General features: G+C 74.3%; 18 protein-coding genes. 8 read left to right on the top strand and 10 right to left on the bottom strand.

Annotated elements, in window-relative coordinates:
• Nucleotides 1–104 precede the first annotated feature (104 nt).
• The 4 genes from KPF47_RS16950 (at nt 105) to KPF47_RS16935 (ending at nt 3,676) form a co-directional block, all read left to right on the top strand.
• The gene (locus tag KPF47_RS16950; RefSeq protein WP_374108854.1) at nt 105–1,112 is read left to right on the top strand and encodes a Bug family tripartite tricarboxylate transporter substrate binding protein; all 1,008 of its coding nucleotides are present in this window, start codon (nt 105–107) and stop codon (nt 1,110–1,112) included.
• On the top strand, nt 1,109–1,633 hold the full coding sequence (locus KPF47_RS16945) for a tripartite tricarboxylate transporter TctB family protein (protein ID WP_224389722.1): 525 nt from the start codon (nt 1,109–1,111) through the stop codon (nt 1,631–1,633). The genes KPF47_RS16950 and KPF47_RS16945 overlap by 4 nt, the downstream gene beginning before the upstream one ends.
• Nucleotides 1,633–3,141: a tripartite tricarboxylate transporter permease gene (locus KPF47_RS16940; RefSeq protein ID WP_224389721.1), complete on the top strand. Its 1,509-nt coding sequence runs from the start codon at nt 1,633–1,635 to the stop codon at nt 3,139–3,141. Before KPF47_RS16945 ends, KPF47_RS16940 begins: the two co-directional genes overlap by 1 nt.
• Nucleotides 3,142–3,310: 169 nt before the next feature.
• The gene (locus KPF47_RS16935) at nt 3,311–3,676 is read left to right on the top strand and encodes an HDOD domain-containing protein (RefSeq protein ID WP_224389720.1); all 366 of its coding nucleotides are present in this window, start codon (nt 3,311–3,313) and stop codon (nt 3,674–3,676) included.
• Nucleotides 3,677–3,978: 302 nt separating this feature from the next.
• Here KPF47_RS16935 and KPF47_RS16930 read toward each other — a convergent pair whose 3' ends face one another.
• The 3 genes from KPF47_RS16930 to KPF47_RS16920 all read right to left on the bottom strand — a co-directional run bounded on the left by KPF47_RS16930 (nt 3,979) and on the right by KPF47_RS16920 (nt 5,379).
• Nucleotides 3,979–4,341, bottom strand: a complete 363-nt coding sequence (locus KPF47_RS16930) for a hypothetical protein (RefSeq protein ID WP_224389719.1) — start codon at nt 4,339–4,341, stop codon at nt 3,979–3,981.
• A gap of 45 nt (nt 4,342–4,386) precedes the next feature.
• Entirely contained in the window at nt 4,387–4,713 is a 327-nt protein-coding gene (locus tag KPF47_RS16925) for a hypothetical protein (RefSeq protein ID WP_224389718.1), read from the bottom strand.
• A gap of 330 nt (nt 4,714–5,043) precedes the next feature.
• Entirely contained in the window at nt 5,044–5,379 is a 336-nt protein-coding gene (locus tag KPF47_RS16920) for a hypothetical protein (RefSeq protein WP_224389717.1), read from the bottom strand.
• Between the two features lie 20 nt (nt 5,380–5,399).
• On the opposite strand from KPF47_RS16920, the gene KPF47_RS16915 reads away from it, so the two are divergent.
• Nucleotides 5,400–5,666 carry a hypothetical protein gene (locus tag KPF47_RS16915; protein ID WP_224389716.1) on the top strand — a complete coding sequence of 89 codons (267 nt, stop codon included), beginning with the start codon at nt 5,400–5,402 and terminating at the stop codon, nt 5,664–5,666.
• 10 nt (nt 5,667–5,676) lie between these two features.
• On the opposite strand, the gene KPF47_RS16910 is transcribed toward KPF47_RS16915, so the two are convergent.
• The 7 genes from KPF47_RS16910 to KPF47_RS16880 are packed head-to-tail and all read right to left on the bottom strand — an operon-like array spanning nt 5,677 to nt 15,256.
• Complete coding sequence (locus KPF47_RS16910; protein WP_224389944.1) at nt 5,677–7,389, bottom strand: acyclic terpene utilization AtuA family protein; 1,713 nt, start codon at nt 7,387–7,389, stop codon at nt 5,677–5,679.
• A gap of 5 nt (nt 7,390–7,394) precedes the next feature.
• Nucleotides 7,395–8,189 (bottom strand): TIGR03084 family metal-binding protein, encoded by a 795-nt coding sequence (locus KPF47_RS16905; protein ID WP_224389715.1) that lies wholly within the window; start codon nt 8,187–8,189, stop codon nt 7,395–7,397.
• Nucleotides 8,190–8,948, bottom strand: a complete 759-nt coding sequence (locus tag KPF47_RS16900) for an enoyl-CoA hydratase/isomerase family protein (RefSeq protein WP_224389714.1) — start codon at nt 8,946–8,948, stop codon at nt 8,190–8,192.
• Complete coding sequence (locus KPF47_RS16895) at nt 8,945–10,927, bottom strand: biotin carboxylase N-terminal domain-containing protein (RefSeq protein ID WP_224389713.1); 1,983 nt, start codon at nt 10,925–10,927, stop codon at nt 8,945–8,947. Before KPF47_RS16895 ends, KPF47_RS16900 begins: the two co-directional genes overlap by 4 nt.
• A gap of 11 nt (nt 10,928–10,938) precedes the next feature.
• Nucleotides 10,939–12,537, bottom strand: a complete 1,599-nt coding sequence (locus KPF47_RS16890; RefSeq protein ID WP_224389712.1) for an acyl-CoA carboxylase subunit beta — start codon at nt 12,535–12,537, stop codon at nt 10,939–10,941.
• Nucleotides 12,537–14,105, bottom strand: coding sequence for an AMP-binding protein (locus tag KPF47_RS16885; protein ID WP_224389711.1), 1,569 nt, complete (start codon nt 14,103–14,105; stop codon nt 12,537–12,539). Before KPF47_RS16885 ends, KPF47_RS16890 begins: the two co-directional genes overlap by 1 nt.
• Nucleotides 14,105–15,256, bottom strand: coding sequence for an acyl-CoA dehydrogenase family protein (locus KPF47_RS16880; protein WP_224389710.1), 1,152 nt, complete (start codon nt 15,254–15,256; stop codon nt 14,105–14,107). Before KPF47_RS16880 ends, KPF47_RS16885 begins: the two co-directional genes overlap by 1 nt.
• A gap of 67 nt (nt 15,257–15,323) precedes the next feature.
• Here KPF47_RS16880 and KPF47_RS16875 point away from each other — a divergent pair, with 67 nt between their 5' ends.
• The 3 genes from KPF47_RS16875 (at nt 15,324) to sfnG (ending at nt 19,111) form a co-directional block, all read left to right on the top strand.
• The gene (locus KPF47_RS16875; RefSeq protein WP_224389709.1) at nt 15,324–15,938 is read left to right on the top strand and encodes a TetR/AcrR family transcriptional regulator; all 615 of its coding nucleotides are present in this window, start codon (nt 15,324–15,326) and stop codon (nt 15,936–15,938) included.
• 75 nt (nt 15,939–16,013) lie between these two features.
• A complete protein-coding gene (locus KPF47_RS16870) occupies nt 16,014–17,729 on the top strand; it encodes an AMP-binding protein (protein WP_224389708.1) in 1,716 nt (571 codons plus the stop codon).
• A gap of 263 nt (nt 17,730–17,992) precedes the next feature.
• The gene (sfnG, locus tag KPF47_RS16865) at nt 17,993–19,111 is read left to right on the top strand and encodes a dimethylsulfone monooxygenase SfnG (protein ID WP_224389943.1); all 1,119 of its coding nucleotides are present in this window, start codon (nt 17,993–17,995) and stop codon (nt 19,109–19,111) included.
• Nucleotides 19,112–19,227: the final 116 nt, after the last annotated feature.

Genomic DNA, 19,227 nt, shown 5'->3' with positions numbered 1-19,227 from the left:
CGCTCCGCACACTTCTCCCGTTCGCTTCGCAACGGTGAGATCGGACGCAGATGCCCCAGACGGCTCCTCCACAGACGCAGGACCGGCGCCCGCCGGACGACCCCGTGCCGCCCGTGCCGCGGCCCCGGGTCGGCCCCCTCCTCGGCACCGTCCTGGTGGTACTGGCCGCCCTGCTGCTCGTCCCGCCCGCGGTGGGCGCGATCGGTGGCGGCGGTGACGGCACCCAGCTGCGCGGGCTGCGGATGCTGGTCCCCAACGCGCCCGGCGGCGGGTACGACGTCACCGCCCGCAGCGCGGCCAAGGCCCTGGAGGACGCCGGGCTGACCGGCTCGGTCGAGGTGTTCAACCTGCCCGGTGCGGGCGGGACGGTCGGCCTCGGCCGGACCGTCAACGAGGCAGGCGACGACCGGCTCGTGATGAGCATGGGCCTCGGCGTGGTCGGCAGCGTCTACTCCAACGACTCCCCGGCCACGCTGGAGCAGACCACACCGGTCGCGCGGCTGACCGAGGAGACCGAGATCGTCGTCGTGCCGGGGGACTCGCCGTACCGCACGATCGAGGACCTGCTGGCCGCCTGGCGCGCCGCTCCGGGGAAGACCCCGGTCGGCGGCGGGTCCTCCCCCGGCGGGCCGGACCACCTGGCTCCGATGCTGATGGCCGAGGGTGCCGGCGTCGACCCGCGTGCGGTCAACTACGTCTCCTACGACGGCGGCGGTGAGCTGCTCGCGGCGGTACTCGGCGGCAAGGTGGCGTTCGGGGTGTCCGGGCTCGGCGAGTTCGCCGACCAGATCGCGTCGGGTGACCTGCGGGTGCTCGCGGTGACCGCGGGCGAGCGCATCCCCGGTCTCGACGCGCCGACCCTGCGCGAGTCCGGCGTGGACGTCGAGTTCACGAACTGGCGCGGGGTCGTCGCACCCCCCGGGCTCGACCCCGAGGGTGTCGAGGAGCTCCGGAAGGCCTACGCCGACCTGCACACCACGCCGGAGTGGCGCGAGGTGCTCACCCGCAACGGCTGGCAGGACGCGTACCTGCCGGGGCCGGAGTTCGGCCGGTTCCTGGCCGAGGAGGACGCCCGCGTCGAGCGGGTGCTGACCGGACTGGGGCTGACATGACCACCACACCCGTCCCGCCCACGACCCGGTCGTGGTGGAAGGAGCACTCCGAGCTGGGGGTGTCGGTGCTGCTCGCCCTGACCGGCCTGCTGGTGCTGGGCGACACCCTCGCCGAGGGCGGCGGCGGTTCCGCCTCCGACCCGCTCGGACCGCGCACCGTCGCGTTCGTGCTCGGCGCGGCGCTGCTGGTGCTCTCGGCGCTGCTGACCGTGGACGTACTGCGCGGCGGCCGCGGCGAGGCCGAGGGCGGCGAGGACGTCGACCTCGACACCGCCATGGACCTGCGCACCGTCGGGATGCTCGCCGGGGTGGTGGTCGCCACCGCGGCGCTGATCCCGCTCGCCGGCTGGCCGATCGCGGGGACCGTGCTGTTCGCCGGCGCCACCTACGCGCTCGGCTCGCGGGCGGTGCTCCGCGACCTCGGCATCGCCGCCGGGGTGTCCCTGCTGACCTGGGTGCTGTTCGACGCCGTGCTCGGCGTCGACCTGCCCGGTGGCCCGCTGATGGGGGTGTTCGGGTGATGGGCACGTTCGACCTGCTCCTGAACGGGTTCGCGCACGCGCTGACCCCGCAGAACCTGCTCTTCGCCGCGTTCGGGGTGCTGCTCGGCACCGCGATCGGGGTGCTGCCGGGCATCGGCCCGGCGATGGCGGTCGCGCTGCTGCTGCCGGTGACCTACGCGTTCGACCCGACCGGGGCGTTCATCATGTTCGCCGGCATCTACTTCGGCGCGATGTTCGGCGGGTCGACGACGTCGATCCTGCTCAACACCCCCGGCGAGTCCGCCTCGGTGATGGCGGCCATCGAGGGCAACCCGATGGCGAAGTCCGGGCGCGGCGCACAGGCGCTGGCCACCGCCGCGATCGGGCACTTCATCGGCGGGATCGTCGGCGTCACCGGGCTGGTGCTGGTCGCGCCGCTGATCGCCTCGGTCGCCGTCGACATCGGTGCCCCCGACTACTTCGCGATCATGGTGCTGGCGTTCGTCGCCGTCTCCGGTGTGCTGGGCGCCTCCCGGGTCCGCGGGTTCGCCGCGCTCGCCCTCGGCCTCACCATCGGACTGGTCGGGCTGGACCCGATCTCCGGGCAGCCGCGCCTGACCTTCGGGGTGCCGCAACTGGCCGACGGCATCGACGTCATCATCGTCGCGGTCGGGCTGTTCGCGATCGGCGAGGCGCTCTGGGTGGCCGCGCACCTGCGCCGACGCCCGCAGGAGGTCATCCCGGTCGGGCGCCCGTGGCTGGGCCGCGAGGACCTGAGGCGGACGTGGCGGCCGTGGCTGCGCGGCCCGTTCATCGGGTTCGGCTTCGGCTCGATCCCGGCCGGCGGCGCCGAGATGTCGACGTTCATGGCGTACGTGACCGAGCGGAAGCTCTCGAAGCACCCGGAGCAGTTCGGGAAGGGCGCCATCGAGGGCGTGGCCGGGCCGGAGTCGGCGGCCAGCGCGTCGTCGGCGGGGACGCTGGCCACCATGCTGACCCTCGGCCTGCCGACGACGGCGATCGCCGCCGTCATGCTCGCCGCGTTCCAGCAGTTCGGCATCCAGCCCGGCCCGCTGCTGTTCCAGAAGGAGCCCGACCTGGTCTGGACGCTCATCGCGAGCCTGTTCATCGGCCTGGTCATGCTGCTGGTGCTGAACCTGCCGCTCGCCCCGGCCTGGGCGAAGCTGCTGCGGATCCCACGGCCCTACCTGTACGCAGGCATCCTGTTCTTCGCCTGCGTCGGGGCCTACGCGGTCTCCGGGCAGCCGGTCGACCTGCTGGTGCTGCTCGCGATCGGCGGGATCGGGTTCCTGATGCGCCGCTTCGGGCTGCCGGTGCTGCCCGCGATCATCGGCGTCATCCTCGGCCCGGACGCGGAGCTGCAGCTGCGCCGCGCCCTGCAGATCGCCGACGGCGACGTCACGACCCTGGTCTCCACCCCGCTGGCGGTCATCGTGTACTCGCTGATCGCGATCCTGCTCGTCGCCCCGGTCGTGCTCCGCGCCGTCCGCGCCCAGCGCGGCGACCGGGAGTCCGAGACGGTCTGACCCGCGCCCCGGCCCGAGCCGACCCCGACACGCCCCGCGGCCGCACCGGCCGCGGGGCGTCGTCGTGCGCGCGGTGATCCGTGCGCCGCGCGGGTCCGGACGCCCGCGCGGCACGGATCACCGCGCGCGGAGCGGATCACGTCACGGCGGGGTGGGGCAGGATCGGGTCATGGGGTTCGACGCCGCCCGCGCGCTCGCCGAGACGCTGCTGGCCCACCAGCGCCCGGAGCTGTGGGAGCGCGCGCAGCGGGCGGCGATCGCGGCCCGCACCGTCGCCGGGGACGGCGGGCACGACCGGGACCTGCTCATGACGGCCGCGGTCCTGCACCCGATCGGGCACTCGCCGGTCGTCCGCCGGACCGGGGACCCCCGGCGCGACGCCGCCCGGTTCCTCGAGGTCCGCGGCTACGACCCCCGGGTCGCGGAGCTCGTCGCCGGGCGTGGCCCGCTCGCCGCGGCCCTGGACGCCTGCACCGACCTCGCGGCCCGGCCGCCCGTGGAGCCGCGCCCCGACTCGCCGACGACCGTGTCGTAGCGCAATGCTCTGCGGGTGGCGATCAGCGAGAGCCCGCACCCCGAGAGCCCGCACGGCGTCCGGCACCGGGTCGGCGCGTGGCTCCTGCAGGACGCGCACCGGCCGGAGCGGCACGGCCCGCACACCCGTCCCGAGCCGGAGCACCCGCGCCACCCCTGGTGGAAGGTCATGTGCCTGACCGGTGTCGACTACTTCTCGACGCTGGGCTACCAGCCGGGGATCGCCGCGCTCGCCGCCGGCGTGCTCTCCCCGGTCGCGACGGTCGTGCTCGTCGCGGTGACGCTGCTGGGCGCGCTGCCGGTCTACCGCCGGGTCGCCCGGGAGAGCCCGCACGGCGAGGGCTCCATCGCGATGCTGGAACGGCTGCTCCCGGGCTGGCGGGGCAAGGTGTTCGTGCTGGTGCTGCTCGGGTTCGCGGCGACCGACTTCCTCATCACGATGACCCTGTCCGCGGCCGACGCCACCGCCCACCTGGTGCAGAACCCGCTGGCCCCGGCCGCGCTGCAGGGACAGAACGTGCCGCTCACGCTGGTGCTGCTCGCGCTGCTCGGCGGGGTGTTCCTCGCCGGGTTCTCCGAGGCCGTCCGGATCGCGGTCGGGCTGGTCGCGGTGTACCTGCTGCTCAACGCCGTCGTCGTGGTGGACGGGCTGGTCCGGATCGTCACCGCGCCGCACGTCGTCGCGGACTGGTCGGCGCTGCTCGTGTCGCGCTACCCCGACCCGCTGCTGGTGGTCGGGGTCGCGCTCATCGTCTTCCCGAAGCTCGCGCTCGGCCTGTCCGGCTTCGAGACGGGCGTGTCGGTGATGCCGCTGGTGCGCGGGCGCGACGACGACACCGAGGACCGCCCCGAGGGCCGCATCGCCGGCACCCGCCGGATGCTCACCGCCGCCGCGGCGATCATGAGCACGTTCCTGGTCACGTCCAGCGTGGTCACCGTGCTGCTGATCCCCGAGCAGCAGTTCGCACCCGGTGGCGAGGCGAACGGGCGGGCGCTGGCCTTCCTCGCCCACCGCGACCTCGGCGGGGTGTTCGGCACCGTCTACGACCTGTCCACGATCGCCATCCTGTGGTTCGCCGGTGCGTCGGCGATGGCCGGCCTGCTCAACCTGGTGCCCCGGTTCCTGCCGCGCTACGGGATGGCGCCGTCCTGGGCCCGGGCCGCCCGCCCGCTGGTGCTGGTCGTGCTGGTCGTCGCGTTCGCCGTGACGTGGCTGTTCGACGCCGACGTCGACGCCCAGGGCGGCGCCTACGCCACCGGCGTGCTGGTGCTGATGACCTCGGCCGCCGTCGCCGTCGCGCTGTCCGCGCGGCGCACCAGCAGGCGTGCGGTGGCCGTCGGGTTCGCGGCGATCGCCGTGGTCTTCGTCTACACGACGGTCGCGAACATCGTCGAGCGCCCGGAGGGCGTGAAGATCGCGGCCTGCTTCGTCGCCGGGATCGGGCTGGTGTCGTTGCTGTCGCGCACGCTGCGCGCCTTCGAGCTGCGCATCACCGAGGTCACCCTCGACGACACCGCCCGGGCCTTCCTCGACGAGTCCTGCGGTGCCGGGCGACCGCTGCGCCTGGTCGGGCACGAGCCCCGCCCGGGGGAACGCGACAGCGCCGCCCGCGACGAGGAGTACCGCGCGAAGCTCGCCGAGGAGACCGAGGACCACCACATCCCCGACCCGGACGACGTCGTGCTGCTCGAGGTCTCCGTCACCGACCCCTCCCGGGATCGTCGTGCACGGCCAGCGCCGCGGGCCGTACCGGGTGCTGACGACCTCGGCACCCTCGGTGCCGAACGCCGTCGCCGCGCTGCTGCTGCACCTGCGCGACGTCACCGGCGCCGTCCCGCACGTCTACTTCGACTGGACCGAGGGCAACCCGGTGCACCACTTCGGCCGGTACCTGTTCACCGGCGTCGGCGAGGTCGCCCCGATCACCCGGGAGATCCTGCGCGAGGCCGAGCCCGACGTGTCCCGCCGCCCGGTCGTGCACGTCGGGTAGCGGCGGCGGGTCACCCCAGCAGCGCCTCCGGGACCTCGACGACCCGGCTGCGCAGGTACTCCCCCAGCCCCTTGGCCTGCGGGTCGGGCCGGGTGCTCGACGCGACACCGTCGCCCAGCAGCCCGTGCACGACGACGTTCACCGCGCGCAGGTTCGGCAGCGGGTGCACGTCGACGTCGAGGTCCGCGGCCTCCGCGCCGAGCAGCTCGCGCACCCGGGCCGGGGTGAGGAACCCGGACAGCCAGGCGTGGCCGGCGTCGTCGCGGGCCCAGACGCCGATGTTCGCGTCGCCGCCCTTGTCCCCGGAGCGCGCGCCGACGACCGTGCCCAGCGGGACCCGGCGGGTGGGCCCGGCGTCCAGCGGGGCGGGTGCGCCGGCGACGGCGGTGGCGGGCGGGTCCGGCGGTGCGTCCGTCCGGGGCGGGTCGGCGACGGTCCGCCGGCTCCCGTCCGGCAGCACCACGGTGTGGGTCACCGCCGACCGGGGCACCGCGGCCGGGCGGTACACCCCGAACGCCGAGGCGTCGCTCGGCGGGGTCGTCGTGTGGAACCCGGCGTACCCCCCGAGCGCGAGCTGCATGGTCGCGTTCGAGAACGCCCGTCCCACGGTGCGGCGGTCGGCGCCCTTCACCGTGATCCGCAGGTGTGCGGTGGCCTCGGCGTTGGACGCGGCGTCGGGGTGGTCGGAGCGCAGCAGCCGCACGTCGACCTCGTCGAAGGCCGACCGGTCCACGATCCCGAACAGCAGCTCCTGCGCGTACGCGGCCTTGGCCTCCACGTCCAGGCCGGTCAGGACCAGGGTCATGGTGTTGCGGTAGCCGGCGTCGTCGTTGAGCGCGACCTTCAGCGTCGGCGGCGGCGGGCTGCCGCGCACCCCGCTCAGCGCGACCCGGTGCTCACCGTCGCGGGCGATCCGGATCGTGTCGAAGTGCGCGGTCACGTCCGGACCGGCGTAGGCGGGCGGGCCGATCTCGTAGAGCAGCTGCGCGGTGACCGTCCCCACGCTGACCAGGCCGCCGGAGCCGTCCGGTTTGGTGATCACGCTCGCCCCGTCGGCGGCGACCTCGGCGATCGGGAACCCCGGGTAGCGGCGGTCGGTGATCTCGTCGAGGAACGGGTAGTTGCCGCCGGTGGCCTGCGGGCCGCACTCGATCACGTGTCCGGCGACGACGGCGCCGGCGAGTGCGTCCCAGTCCGCGCGCTCCCAGCCGTGCCACCACGCCGCGGGCCCCACGACCAGCGACGCGTCGGTGACCCGCCCGGTGACGACGACGTCGGCGCCCGCGGCGAGCGCCTCGGCGATCCCCCAGGCGCCCAGGTAGGCGTTCGCCGACACCGGCGTCCCCCGGACCGGCGGGTGCACCGCGGACAGGTCGCCGCGCAGGTCGTCGCCCTCTACGTGGGCGACCCGGGCCGCGACACCGAGACGGGCCGCGACCTCGCGGACGGCCCCGGCGAGCCCGGCCGGGTCCAGCCCGCCGGCGTTGGCCACGATCCGGGTCCCGCGCTCCACGCAGGTGGCGAGGATCTGCTCGACCTGGGTGAGGAACGTGCGGGCGTACCCGACACCGCCGTCGCGGACCTGCGCCTTGGCCAGGATCAGCATGGTGAGCTCGGCGAGGTAGTCCCCGCAGACGACGTCGACGTCGCCGGTACCGACCATCTCCCGCGCCGCGTCGAGCCGGTCGCCGTAGAACCCGGAGACGTTGCCGATGCGGACCAGGCGGGTCACCGGTGCGCTCCCCGCGCGCGGCCGGTACCGGGTGCCCCGGCGAACGCCTGCGCGATCTCCATCCACGCCGTCGCGGCCGGCCCGGTGACCACGAGGCCGACGTCGTCGCGGTGGCGGCGCTGGGTGACGGCGAGGCAGAAGTCCTGGGCCGGGCCGGTGACGCGGTCGGCGGCGTCGTCGGGGCCCCAGGTCCAGGTGCCGCCGCCGGGCGCGGCCAGCTCGACGCGGACCGGCTCGGCCGGGGCGGGTCTGCCGTGCGCGGCGAAGCTGAACGCCCGCGCCCCGACCCCGATGTGCGCGACGTGGCGCAGACGTGGGCTCGGCTCCCGGGTCACGCCGAGGGCGTCCGCGACGTCCTGACCGTGCGCCCAGGTCTCCATGATCCGCGCCGTGAGCGAGGAGGCCGCGCTCAGCGCCGGCCCGAACCACGGCACCCGCAGCGCCGGGTCCAGGGCACGGAAGACCTCGACGAGCCGGCCGCGGGCGTCGTCGAACCAGCTCAGCAGCGCCGCACCGGACAGGTCGCGGTAGGACGCGGCGACCGTGTCCGGATCGATCCCGCCCTCGGCGGTGATCCGCTCGAGGTCGGCGCGGAAGGCGTCGGGGTCGGTCGCCGAGCGGACGGCGACGTCGTCGAAGTGGGCCAGGTGCGAGACCTGGTCGGCGATCGTCCACCCCTCGGCCGGGGTGTCGCGGCGCCAGTCGTCCTCGGTCAGTGGCGCGAGCAGCGCCCGCAGCTGCGCCGACTCCGTCGCCAGGTCGTCCGCGAGGGCCTGCATCGAGACCGGCATCTACCTCCCCTTCCAGACCGGGGGCCGCCTGTCGCGGAACGCGGCCGGCCCCTCCTGCGCGTCCTCGGACCGGTACACCGGCTCCCAGATCTCCTCCGCGCGGGCGTACGCCTCGTCCCGCGGGTGGTGTGCCGACAGGTACGCGGTGCGCTTGGCGGCGGCCACCGACAGCGGCGCGTTCGCCGCGATCCGGTCGGCGAGGCGCTGCGCGGCGGCGCGCAGCTCCGCGGCCGGGACGACGTGGTTGACCAGCCCCACCTCCCGGGCGCGGTGCGCGTCGAGCGGGTCCCCGGTCAGCAGGATCTCGCAGGCCACCCGTGGTGGTACCAGCCAGGACAGCGGCGCCGCCCACGGCGACCCGCGGCCGACCCGCACCTCGGTCACCGCGAACGACGCGTGCTCGGCGGCGACGACCAGGTCGCACTGCTGGGCGAGCAGGAACCCGCCGGCGTAGGCGACCCCGTTGACCGCGGCGATCGTCGGCTTCGGCACGTCGATGTTGCGCCCGAACTGCGGCAGGAAGTCCGGCGGCGGGACCTGCAGCGAGGCCGATGCCATCTCCTTGAGGTCCCCGCCGGCGCAGAACGCCTTCTCCCCGGCCCCGGTCAGGACCAGGACGGCGGCGGTGGTGTCGTCGTTGAACCGTCGCACCCCCGCCCACAGGCCCTCGCGGACGGCGACCGAGAGCGCGTTGCGGGCCTCGGGCCGGTCGATGGTCAGCCAGGCGACCCGGTCGACGACCTCGTAGCGGACGCTCACCCCGTCACCTCCGGCCCGGACGCGGGATCGGTGACGACGGCGAGCACCTGACCGGTGTCGACCTGGTCGCCGGGCCCCACGCGCACCTCGCCCAGGACGCCGTCACCGGGGGCGGCCACGGTGTGCTCCATCTTCATCGCCTCCAGTACGACCAGCGGCTGCCCGGCGGTGACGGTGTCGCCCGCGGCGGCGTGCACCCGCACCACCGAGCCGGGCATCGGCGCCAGCAGCGAGCCCGCGTGGGTCACGGCGTTCGGGTCGGCGAAGCGCGGCACCTGCACCAGCGCGGCGCTGCCGTCCGGGCCGTCGACGTGGGCGACCCCGCCCGCGCGGTGCACCCGGTAGCTGCGGCGGATCCCGTCGACCTCCAGCACCACCTCGTCCGGGGCGACGGCGACCGCCACCGCGTCCAGCGGCGCGTCGCCGACCCGCAGGTCGAGACCGCCGCGGCGGAACCGGTAGGTGACCGGCAGCTCGGTGTCGGCGAGCCGGTAGACCGTGCGCTGGAACGCGCCACCGACGTTGCGCCAGCCCGACGGCATCCCCGCCAGCACCGTCGCGCCGGCGCGGTGCGCGGCCTGCGCGGCCAGCGCCGCGGCGGCGGCGTGCCGGCGGCCGCCCTCGGCCAGGGTGGCCGCGCCGAGCGCGAGCGGGTCGTGCCGCACCAGGAACCCGGTGTCGGTGTCGCCGTCGAGGAACGGGCGCGAGCGCAGGATCCCCACCAGCAGGTCCCGGTTGGTGGCGACGCCGTGCAGCGCCGCACCGGCCAGCGCGCGGGCCAGTGCGCGGGCCGCGCCGTCGCGGGTGGGGGCGTGCGCGACGACCTTGGCCAGCATCGGGTCGTAGTGCGGGGACACGACGCTGCCGCTCTCGACACCGGTGTCGACGCGGACGTCGCCGGGCACCGCGAACCGGTGCAGGGTGCCGGTGGCGGGCAGGTAGTCCCGGTCGGCGGTGACGGTCTCGGCGTAGAGCCGGACCTCGATCGCGTGCCCGTCGATCCGGGCCCCGGTCACCTCCGGCCCGAGCGGCGCGCCCTCGGCGACGCGCAGCTGCTGCTCGACCAGGTCCAGGCCGGTCACGAGCTCGGTGACCGGGTGCTCGACCTGCAGCCGGGTGTTGACCTCCAGGAAGGAGAACTCCCGCCCGTCGAGCACGAACTCGACGGTGCCGGCGCCGGTGTAGCCGATCGCCTCCCCCGCCGCGACGGCCGCGGCGCCGAGCCGGGCCCGCAGCGCCTCGTCGACGGCGGGCGACGGGCACTCCTCGACGATCTTCTGGTGCCGCCGCTGGATCGAGCACTCCCGCTCGAACAGGGCCACGACGCGGCCGTGGGTGTCGCCGAGGATCTGCACCTCGACGTGGCGGGGGTCGACCAGGTAGCGCTCCAGGAACACCTGCCCGTCGCCGAAGGCCGACGCGGCCTCGCGCCGGGCCGAGTCGACGGCGCCGGTCAGCCCGTCGGCGGAGCGCACCACCCGCATCCCGCGCCCGCCGCCGCCGTAGGCGGCCTTGACCAGCAGCGGGTACCCGATGCGTGCACCGGCGGCGGCCAGGTCGGTCCCGTCGGTGACGGTCTCGCCCGGCAGCACGGGCACGCCGGCCGCGGCCATCAGCTCCTTGGCCCCGACCTTGGAGCCCATCGCCGCGATCGCCTTCGGTGAGGGCCCGACGAACGTCAGGCCGGCGTCGGCGCAGTCGCGGGCGAAGCCGGCGTTCTCCGACAGGAACCCGTACCCGGGGTGGACGGCGTCGGCGCCGGTCGCCCGGGCGGCGGCCACCAGCAGGTCCGCGCGCAGGTAGGTGTCGGCGGGCGCGGTGCCGGGCAGGCGCACCGCCTCGTCGGCGTCGCGGACGAACGGTGCGTGCGCGTCGGCGTCGGAGTACACGGCGACGGTCGCGATGCCGAGGCGGTGCGCGGTGCGCTGGACCCGCGACGCGATCTCGCCGCGGTTCGCGATCAGGAGCTTGGAGATCATTCCGCTTCCCGTCACATCCGGAAGACGCCGAAGCCCCGGCGCCCCTCGACCCGTTGGTTGTGCACCGCCGACAGGGACATCCCCAGCACGGTGCGGGTGTCGCGGGGGTCGACGATGCCGTCGTCGTAGAGCCGCGCAGTGATGTGGAACGCGTGCGACTCGGCCTCGATCTGGGCCTCGATCGCCGCGGTCCGCTCGGCGTCGGCCGCCTCGTCGTAGGGCCTGCCCTGGCTCTGCGCGGAGGCCCGCCCGACGATCGACATGACCCCGGCGAGCTGGGCGGCACCCATCACCGCGAGCTTCGCGCTCGGCCAGGCGAACATCAGCCGCGGGTCGTAGGCGCGCCCGGACATGCCGTAGTTCCCGGCCCCGAACGACGAGGCCATGTTGACCGTCAGGTGCGGCACCGTCGAGTTGGTGACGGCGTTGATCATCTTCGTGCCGTCCTTGATGATGCCGCCCTGCTCGTAGTCCGCACCCACCATGTAGCCGGTGGTGTTCTGCAGGAACACCAGCGGGGTGTCGGTCTGGTTGGCGAGCAGGATGAACTCGGTGGCCTTCTTCGCCTCCTCGCTGAACAGCACGCCGCGGTGGTTCGCGAGCACCCCGACCGGGTAGCCGTGGACCCGCGCCCAGCCGGTGACCAGGCTCGTGCCGTAGAGGGGCTTGTACTCGTCGAACTCCGAGCCGTCGACGGTGCGGGCGAGCACCTCGCGCGGGTCGAACGGGATCTTCGACTCCGGCGGCAGCAGCCCGAGGATCTCCTCGGGGTCGTGGAGCGGGTCGGCGGGTGCCGCCGACGGCGCGGGCCCGAGCTTGCGCCAGTTGAACCGGGCGACGATCTCGCGGCCGATCCGGATCGCGTCCGGCTCGTCGACGGCGAAGTGGTCGCTCAGCCCCGAGACCCGGGAGTGCATCTCGGCGCCGCCGAGCGACTCGTCATCGGCGTCCTCGCCGGTGGCCATCTTCACCAGCGGCGGCCCGCCGAGGAACACCTTCGCGCCCCGGTCGACCAGCACGGCGTGGTCGCACATGCCCGGCACGTACGCGCCGCCCGCGGTGGAGTTGCCGAACACCAGCGCGACCGTCGGGATCCCCAGCGAGGACAGCTCGGTGAGCTCGTGGAAGATCCGCCCGGCCGGGACGAACAGCTCGGCCTGGGTGGGCAGGTCCGCGCCGCCGGACTCGACCAGGTTGACCACCGGCAGCCGGTTGACCCGGGCGATCTCCAGGGCGCGCAGCGTCTTGCGCAGCGAGTACGGGTTCATGGCGCCGCCGCGCACGGTCGGGTCGTGCCCGATCACCACGACCTCGACGCCGGAGACGACCCCGATGCCGGTGAGGATGGACGCGCCGACGGTGAACCCGGTGCCCCACGCGGCGAGCGCGGACAGCTCCAGGAACGGCGAGTCCGGGTCGAGCAGCAGCTCCAGGCGCTCGCGGACCGGGAGCTTGCCGCGGTCGCGGTGGCGCGCCAGGTAGCGCTCGCCGCCGCCGGCGACGACCTTCTCCAGCTCCGCGTCCAGCGCGGCGATCGCGTCGAGCTGCACGGCCCGGTTGCGGGCGTAGGCCTCGGAGGCGGTGTCGAGGGTGGAACGCAGGACCGGCATCAGCGCCCCCCGTAGTGGCCGGTGTGCGCCTCGCGCACGACGTTCTTGCGGATCTTGCCGGTGGAGGTGCGCGGCAGCTCGTCGACGACGATCACCGACTTCGGCACCTTGTAGCCGTCGAGGTGGCCCCTCAACGCCGCGAGCAGTGCGTCCGGGTCGACGGTGGCGCCCGGCCGGGGCACGACGACGGCGGTGATGGCCTCGCTCCACCGCTCGTGCGGCAGCCCGACGACGACCACCTCGGCGACCTGGGGCGCGGCCGTGTAGACCGCGCGCTCGACCTCCAGGGACGCGACGTTCTCCCCGCCGGTCTTGATCACGTCCTTGGACCGGTCGGCGAACCACAGCACGCCGTCCTCGCCGAAGGACCCGATGTCCCCGGAGTGGAACCAGCCGTGCCGGAAGGCCTCGGCGGTGGCCGCCTCGTCGTCGAGGTAGCCGTTCATGGTGGACGGCCCGCGGTAGACGATCTCGCCCTGCTCACCCGGCCCGAGCAGCGCCCCGTCGTCGTCCATGATCGCGACCTGCACGCCGGTGATCGGGGTGCCGACCGCACCGATGTGGCTGAGCTGGTGCTCGGGGCGGAACAGCGTGGTGCACGGGCTCATCTCGGTCTGCCCGAACAGCAGCGCGAAGTCGCAGCCGAAGCCGTCCAGACACGCCCGGATGAGCGGCTCGGGCATCGGCGCCATCGCGTAGACCGCGCGCCGCAGCGACGACAGGTCCCGCCCGGCGAACGACGGGTGCTCCAGCGCGCCCCGGTACATCATCGGCAGCCCGAAGACCTGGGTGATCCGTTCGCGCTCGACGGTGTCCAGGAACGCGGAGGGCTCGAACCCGCGCGCCACGTGGATCGTCGCGCCGACCAGGACCGCGGGCGTGCAGAACGCGTTGAGCTGCGCGGTGTGGAACATCGGCATCATCGCGAGGAACCGGTCCGCGGCGCTCCAGCCGGAGTCCAGGGCCGCCGAGAACGACTCCATCGTGACCGCGAGGTGCGAGGTCGCGACGCCCTTGGGGAACGACGTCGTCCCCGAGGTGTAGAGGTAGGACAGCGGGTCACGGTCCTCCACGAGCACCTCGACCGGGCCGCCGTCGGTCTCCAGCTCCGCGAGCGGGGTCGCGGAGCCCACCGGGCCGCCGGTCCCCGGGGCGACGAACACGTCCGTGACCGCGGGCACCCGTGCCCACGCCGGGGCGAGTGCCGCCACCAGCTGGGACTCGACGACGATGCCGCGGGCCCGGGAGTGACCGAGCACGTAGGCGACCTCGTCGGGCCGCCAGCCCAGGTTGACCGGCACGCAGACCAGGCCGAGGCGGGCGCACGCGTAGTAGACGGCGAGGAACTCCGCGCTGTTGCCGGAGGCGAGCGCCAGCGCGTCGCCGCGGGCGTACCCGCGGGCGGCGAGGCCGCGGGCGAGCCGGGACACCCAGGCGTCGAGACCGGCGTAGGTGAAGGACCGGTCGCCGTCGACGACGGCGACCTGTGCCGGCCGCGCCGCCGCGCTGCGGGTGAGCGCGTCCGCGACGTTCACCCGGCCGATGAGGTTGCGCTCCAGCTCGCCCATCAGTACGACCGCGGCAGGCCGAGCCCGTGCTGGGCGACGTGGTTGAGGATCATCTCCCGGTTCACCGGGGCGACCTGCATGAGCCGGGCCATCCCCCAGTACGGGATGAGGCCGTACTCGCTGGCCAGGCCGTTGCCGCCGTGGGTCTGCATGGCGGCCTCGACGGCGTGGGTCGCGGCCTCGGCGGCGGCGTACTTGGCCATGTTGGACTCCTCGCCCGCGGGCAGCCCGCGGTCGTGCAGCCAGGCGGCCTTGCGGGTCATGAGCGCGGCGAGCTCGGTCTCGATCCGGGCCCGGGCCAGCGGGTGCGAGACGCCCTGGTGCGCGCCGATCGGGACGTCCCAGACCTGGCGGGTGCGGGCGTACTCGGCGGCCCTGGCGAGTGCGAACCGGGCGACGCCGACGCCCAGCGCGGCGCCGGTGATGCGCTCGGGGTTGAGCCCGCGGAAGACCTGGCGGAAGCCGTCGCCCTCCTGCCCGACGAGGTTCCCGGCCGGGACGCGGACGTCGTCGAAGTGCAGGACGTGCTGCTTGTCCGGCGCGATGAGGTCGACCGGCAGCGGGGTGCGGGTCAGGCCCGGCGAGTCGACGGGCACCACGAACAGGCTCAGCTGCGCACGCCCGTCGGGGTTGCGCCCGGTGCGGGCGACGACGAGCACGGCCTCGGCGTCGTCGGTGCCGGAGATGTAGTGCTTGGTCCCGTTGAGCACCCAGTCGTCGCCGTCGCGGGCGGCGTGCGTCGCCATCCGGTGGGTGTTGGACCCGGCGTCGGGCTCGGTGATCGCGAAGACCACCTTGGTCGAGCCGTCGGCGAGACCGGGCAGCCAGCGCCGGCGCAGCTCGTCGGAGCCGAACTCGCCGATCACCTCGGCCGAGATCGCCGCCGAGACCAGCACCAGCAGCAGTGGGGCCCCCTGGGCCGCGGCCTCCTCGCAGACCAGCGACAGCTCGACGAGCCCGCCGCCCCCGCCGCCGTGCTCCTCGGCGACGTTGACGCCGAGGAAACCGGCCTCGCCCATCGCCGACCACAGCTCGTGGGTGTGCCGGCCCTCCCGGGCGCAGCGCAGGTAGTACTCGCTGCCGAACTTTCCCGCGATGGCCGCGACGGCGGACCGCAGATCGCGTTCCTCGTCGGTCTCCTGGAAGTCCACGCCGACTCCTGAGTGATTCGTGGTTCACTTGTGGCGGACCGTACCGCGCGGCTGCCATGCTGACCAGATGCCAGCCGCATCTCCCTCGACGACCCCGCGCCGCCGCGACCCCGAGCGGGCGGAGCGGATCCTCGCCGCCGCCACGCGGCTGGCGGCGGGCCGCGGCTTCCACACCGTCGGGATGGCCGAGATCGGCGCCGAGGCGGGCATCGTCGGGTCCGGCATCTACCGCCACTTCCCGTCCAAGGAGGCGCTGCTGCTCGCCCTGCTCGACCGCGGGATGGGGCGTCTGGAGTCCGCCGCCGAGACCGCCCTACGGGCCGGCGGGTCCGACCGTGAGACGCTGACGACCCTGGTCAGGGACCATATCCGGCTGGTCGTCGGGAACCGCGCCGAGTTCGCCGTCTACTACGGCGAGGCGCACACGCTGCCCGAGGACGCGCGTCGCGCGCTCCGCCGCCGCCAGCGCCACCACGTCGAGGACTGGGTGCACGTGCTGGCCCCGCTGCGCCCGGACCTCGCCGACGGCGAGCTGCGCGTGCTGGTGCACGCCTGCGTCGGCGCGATCCAGTCGACGCTGTTCTTCCGCAGCGGCCTCGACCCGGACCGGCTCTCCGCGCTGCTGGCCGGGCTCGCCCACGGGCTGCTCGGCGTCGACGCCGCAGAAGTGAACGAGCAGTGACGCCGGGCCTTGTGGGAGTGGCACGCGTCACGCCATAGTGGCGGCCGTCCCTCCCACGGCGAAGGAGCCGGCGGCATGACCGAGACGATCCCGGCGGGTCTCCCGCACCGCGCCCACGGCACCGCGCTCCCCGCCCCGGAGGAGATCGATGTGACCACCCTGCGCGGGCGCCGCGCGGTGCACCGCTGGGAGCGGACCTCCGCAGGCGACGTCCTGGAACGGCTGACCTGGAGCCGCCCGGACCAGGTGGTGCTCACCGCCGCGCCGGGGGCCTGCGCCGACGAGCGCTTCGCCGCCGTGACCGCCCGGGCCGGGGACGCCACCGCGAACCGGTTCGCCCACGCGCTGCTCGACGCGGGGCTGGAGCCGGGCGACCGGGTGCTGCTGGTCTGCGAGAACTCGGTCGAGGCGTACCTGGCGAAGATCGGGATCGCGAAGGCCGGGATGGTCGCCGCGCCGGTGAACCCGGGGCTCGCCCCGGACGTCGTCGGCGCGCTGGTCGACCGGGTGGAGCCCCGGTTCGCCGTCGTCGACGCCGAGCTGTGGCCGCGGGTGCAGGGCGTGTTCGACGACCGCGGGCTCGCCGTCGGCGCCACGATCACCATCGGCGGCGGTCCGGTCGCGGGCTCACCGTCGTTCACCGAGCTGGTCGCGGGCCGGCCGGACACCGAACCGGACGTCGCGGTGCACGGCGACGACGTGTACGAGCTGCTGTTCACCTCGGGCACCACGGCGCTGCCCAAGGCCGTGATGATCTCCCACCAGTACGCCCAGACCGCCGGGCTGAACTTCGCGCTGTCGCTCTCGCGCGGGCTGCGCCACGAGACCGATCTGGTGCTCGCCACCTTCCTGCCGGTGGTCTACCACGTCGGCGACGTCATCTTCCCGAACGCGGCGCTGCTAGCGGGGGGTTCGGTGGTGCTCGGCCGGCGCCCGGTGCCCGCCGACGTCGCCGCGGCCGTCACCCGGCACCGGGTCACCGCGCTGTGGGCCGGGTCGCCGCAGTTCGTCGGCCTGCTCGCCGACACCCTCGACGGCGCGCCGGAGCAGGACTGGTCGTCGCTGACCACGCTGGTCTACGGCTGGGGTGCGCTGTCGCCCGGCCTGCTCGGGCGCCTGGAGCGCCGCTGCGCGCCCGGCATGGTCACGCTCGGGATCTTCGGGCAGACCGAGGCCATCGCCTGCCACCGGTTCTGGCCGAGCCGCTGGCCGCGGACGCACGCCGGCACCGCGCCCGCGGTCAACTACGTCGGCGTGCCCAGCGGGCTGCTCGCCTCCGACGTCGTCGACGAGCTCGGCGCGCCGGTGCGCGGCGAGCCGGGCGAGGCGGTGTACCGCTCGCCGGTCATGACCGCCGGCTACTACCGCGACCCGGACGCCACCCGCGAGGCGTTCCGCGGCGGCTGGTTCCACTCCGGGGACTCCGCGCTCGTCGACGGCGACGGCCTCCGGGTCATGGTCGACCGTTACAAGGACATCGTGAAGTCGGGCGGGGAGAACGTCTCGTCGATGCGGGTGGAGGCGGTGCTGCACACCCACCCCGCCGTCGCGCGGGCCGCGGTGATCGGGCTGCCGCACGAGCACTGGGGCGAGGCCGTCACCGCCGTCGTCGTCCCGGTCCCCGGCGCGACCCCCGACCCGGACGAGGTCGTCGCGCACTGCCGCGAGCGACTGGCGGGCTTCGAGACCCCCAAGGCCGTACTGGTGGTGGACACCCTGCCGGAGACCGTCGGCGGGAAGGTGCTGAAGTACCGGCTGCGTGCCCAGCACGGCGACCTCTTCCGCGCGTGATCTCCCGCGCCTCCGGTTGACAACAACCGGACCCGCAGGTTCGGTGGAGACGTGACGGGCTTCCTGCTGACGCGTCGCCGTCACGTCGACCACCAGGTCGTCGTGAGCCAGGCCTGTCGCTGACCTCGCGTCCCGGGTCCGCTTCCTCCCTTTTCTCCCACCCCCCTGGCGGGCGCTCCCGTGCGCCCGCACCGCCGTGTCCGGCGGACGATCACGAGGAGACCTCCGTGTCCGACGATCTCGCCACCACCCTCAACGCGCAGATCCAGGAGCCGTTGAAGTTCGCGTACTGGGTCCCGAACGTCTCCGGTGGTCTGGTCACCAGCACCATCGAGCAGCGCACCGACTGGGGCTTCGAGTACAACAAGAAGCTCGCGCAGACCGCGGAGAACAACGGCTTCGACTACGCCCTCTCCCAGATCCGCTACATGGCCAGCTACGGCGCCGACCACCAGCACGAGGCCACCGCGTTCTCGCTCGCCCTGGGGCTGGCCACCGAGCGGCTCAAGGTGATCGCCGCCGTCCACCCCGGCCTGTGGGAGCCCTCGGTGCTGGCCAAGTGGGTCGCCACCGCCGACCACCTGACGAACGGCCGGCTCGCGGTCAACATCGTCTCCGGCTGGCTGAAGGCCGAGTTCACCGCGATGGGCCAGCCGTGGCTGGAGCACGACGAGCGCTACCGCCGCAGCAACGAGTTCATCCGGGTGCTGCGCGAGATCTGGACCTCCGAGGGCGGCGCCGAGTTCGCCGGCGACTTCTACCGGGTCCGCGACTTCGACCTCAAGCCGCGCCCGGTCGAGGTCCCCGGCCGCCCGCACCCGGAGATCTTCCAGGGCGGCAACTCCACCGCGGCCCGGTACAACGGCGGCACCGTCGCGGACTGGTACTTCTCCAACGGCAAGGACTACGACGGGTTCACCGAGCAGGTCGAGGAGGTCCTGGGGCACGCCGAGACCGCCCAGCGGCTGCAGCCGGTCCGGTTCGGCCTGAACGGCTTCATGATCGCCCGCGACGGCGAGAAGGAGGCCCGGGACACCCTCCGCGAGATCATCGAGAAGGCCAACAAGCCGGCCGTCGAGGGCTTCCGCTACGCCGTCCAGCAGGCGGGCAACTCCACCGGCGACAAGCGCGGCATGTGGGCGGACTCCTCCTTCGAGGACCTCGTCCAGTACAACGACGGCTTCAAGACCCAGCTCATCGGCACGCCGGAGCAGATCGCCGACCGCGCCATCGAGTACAAGCGGCGCGGCGCGAACCTGCTGCTGCTCGGCTTCCTGCACTTCCAGGAGGAGGTCGAGTACTTCGGCGCGAACGTGCTGCCGATCATCCGCGAGAAGGAGGCGGAGCTCGCCGCCCGCGAGCCGCAGCTCACCACCGTCTGATCCCGCGACCCGCCCGCACGGGCCCGGCGACCGTCGTCGCCGGGCCCGTTCCTCGTTCCCGGGCGCCGTCCTGACCGGACAGCCCGCGCGGGATCCCATATCCGGGAACGTCTCGT

This window comes from Pseudonocardia sp. ICBG1293 (assembly GCF_020131355.1).
In the GTDB taxonomy this organism is placed as follows: domain Bacteria; phylum Actinomycetota; class Actinomycetes; order Mycobacteriales; family Pseudonocardiaceae; genus Pseudonocardia.
This window is presented reverse-complemented; position numbering and strand designations above follow the sequence as displayed.